4 protein-coding genes are annotated in these 2,211 nt (G+C 70.9%); 1 reads left to right on the forward strand and 3 read right to left on the reverse strand.

From position 1 onward, the window contains the following. Positions 1-627, reverse strand: a 627-nt coding sequence (locus AC27VN_RS39480; RefSeq protein WP_490880216.1) for a hypothetical protein, incomplete at its 3' end; no start/stop codon positions are given. 12 nt (positions 628-639) lie between these two features. Beyond that, a complete protein-coding gene (locus AC27VN_RS39485; protein ID WP_177239234.1) occupies positions 640-1,266 on the reverse strand; it encodes a response regulator in 627 nt (208 codons plus the stop codon). A 132-nt stretch (positions 1,267-1,398) separates the two neighbouring features. On the opposite strand from AC27VN_RS39485, the gene AC27VN_RS39490 reads away from it, so the two are divergent. Beyond that, positions 1,399-1,797 (forward strand): hypothetical protein, encoded by a 399-nt coding sequence (locus tag AC27VN_RS39490; RefSeq protein ID WP_093340564.1) that lies wholly within the window; start codon positions 1,399-1,401, stop codon positions 1,795-1,797. A gap of 12 nt (positions 1,798-1,809) precedes the next feature. On the opposite strand, the gene AC27VN_RS39495 is transcribed toward AC27VN_RS39490, so the two are convergent. Beyond that, a partial coding sequence (locus tag AC27VN_RS39495) for a hypothetical protein (protein WP_490880217.1) occupies positions 1,810-2,211 on the reverse strand: 402 nt, incomplete at its 5' end.

The following is a 2,211-nucleotide window of genomic DNA, read 5'->3' on the forward strand; positions in this document are numbered from 1 at the left end:
GTGGCGCACCATCTCGTCGCGCTCGCGCCGGATCGCCACCGAGCGCGTGAGCAATTTCTCGTTCTCGTTGGCGGCGAACAGCAGCGCCAGCATGTAGGCGATGGTCATGACCGCGGAAGCCAGCAGGTGCTCCGGATGCAGTACCACCCAGGCGGTGGAGGTGGGCACGAGGATCGCGGCGGCATAGGTGCCGGCAACGAGGCGCGAGGAGATCGAGACCGCGACGCCGATGGCCGGCAGCGCGACCAGGATGAAGGTCAGGAAGGTCTGGTTCAGCGCGCTGAGGTCGGGGTTGAACAGCGGCAGCATCACGCCGGCCTCGGCACCGGCCAGGAAGGCCAGGGCGACCTGCTGGCGCAGGGCCTGGCGCAGGTCGAGGCGCGAGAGCCGCCGCAGCACATGCCAGGCATGGGCGGCGCGCGCACCCTCCATGCACAGCACCGCGACGGCCCACAGCGCGAACTCGGCGAGCGGCACCTGCGGCAGCAGCACGAAGGCCGAGCCGCCGACCAGCAGGGCCTGCGCCAGCGGTATGCGCAAGGTCACGCGCGCATGCAGTTCGACGAACTCCCGCCGCAGCTCGTGTTCGAACGAGGCCGCGGCGGCAGGGGCGGGTATCGCTCGCACGGGGCCCGCGGGCTACGAAGGACGCGGCAGGTCCAGCAGGCCGAGCCGCCCCGCGGTGATCACGGCCTCGGTCCGGTTGTGGACGTCGAGCGCCTCGAACAGCCCGCGTATGTATTCCTTGACGGTGTATTCGGACAGCCGCAGTTCGCGCGCGATCGTCTTGGTCGGCAGGGCCCGGGCCAGGCCGCGCAGCACGTCGAGCTCGCGCGGGCTCAGCGCCGGGCGCCGGGGTGCCACCGCGACGGTGCTCAGCACTTCCTCGGGCAGATGGATCTGGCCCGCCAGCACCCGTTGCAGCGCTTGCGTCAGGGTCGCGGGCGGCATGCTCTTGGGCACGAAGCTCATGGCGCCGGCATCGATGCAGGCATGCACGGTCGCGAGATCGCTGGTGGCCGAGACGATCACCACGGCGACATCAGGCGCGGCCGCCTTGAAGGCCGTGAGCGCATCGAGGCCGCGTTCGCGCGCGAGCGTGAGGTCGAGCAGGCAGACGGAGAGATCGGGATGCTCGGCGGCGAGCGCGGTCGCCTCGCCGAGGGTGGCGGCCTCGTAGACGGCCGCGCGGCTTTCCATGCCGGCGAGCAGCAGGCGCAGACCCGCACGGAACAGTGCGTGGTCGTCCACGACAAGAATCTTCATCTTGTGCCTCTCCCTGCGCGGGGCCGGTGCTGGCTGCGCGGCCGCGTTTTTACACCATCGAGGGGGCTGGCGGCGCGTTGGCCCCTCGCATGAGGGGATGTGCGGCGGGCGCGGAAAAACTATGGTCGGCAGATGACGCTCAAGCGCCTTCATCAATTGCTGCGAGTGGCTTCGCACCTGCTGGACCAGGCGGCGGACGACGCCCACAAGACCCGGCTCCAACCCCTGTCCGACAACATCGAAAGAATAGGCCGCGCGCTGATCGAGGTGATGGAGGTGCAGCGGCAGATCCACCTCGTGCAGCCCGAGCTCCGGCTCCGCTCGCTGGCCGCGCCGGCGCGCGAGCGCGATGCCATCCTGCTGTTCGCGCGCTGCATGGCGGAAGCCATCGAGCTCGAGGAACGCGGCGAGACCCTGGCCGCCATCGCGACCTACGAATGGTTCATGGGCAATTCGCGCTCGCTCGCGCGGCGTGCGATCGCGAAGGCGCAGATACGGCGGCTGTCTTCGGCGTCGGAGCCGACGCGCTGAACGCCGCGAGGCTCAGTGCAGCGTGCCCGGGTGCTCGGCTTCCAGGCGCAGGCGCTCGGTCTGCTGCGCCAGCGCGACGGTCTCGGCGATCTCGCGCAGCGTGAGCCGCCCGGCCAGTTCGGCTTCGCCGGCCAGCACGTGTTGCAGCGCTTCCTGGCCCTTGGGGCCGGCCAGCCAGGTGGAGGCCGACGAGACCGATCCGCCGCCGAAGCGCACCTGCAGCGCCTTGCCCGCGGCGCGGCTGATGCGCATGAATGCCTCATGGTCGGTCGCGGCCGAGGCCTGGCGCACCACCAGGCAGAAGGCCTCGAGCTTGTCGGTCTCCACGCGCAGGCGGCGGGCCCTGGCTTCGCTCGGGACGGCCGGACCGAGCAGCGCCGATGCCGCGGCCTCGCTGAACAGGCGGATCTCGCG

This window comes from Variovorax sp. 20P10.2.4 (genome assembly GCF_058244205.1).

Coding starts and splice junctions, on each gene's coding strand:
- AC27VN_RS39485 (WP_177239234.1), bottom strand. CDS start 1,266: ATGAAGATTCTTGTCGTGGACGACCACGCACTGTTCCGTGCGGGTCTG.
- AC27VN_RS39490 (WP_093340564.1), top strand. CDS start 1,399: ATGACGCTCAAGCGCCTTCATCAATTGCTGCGAGTGGCTTCGCACCTG.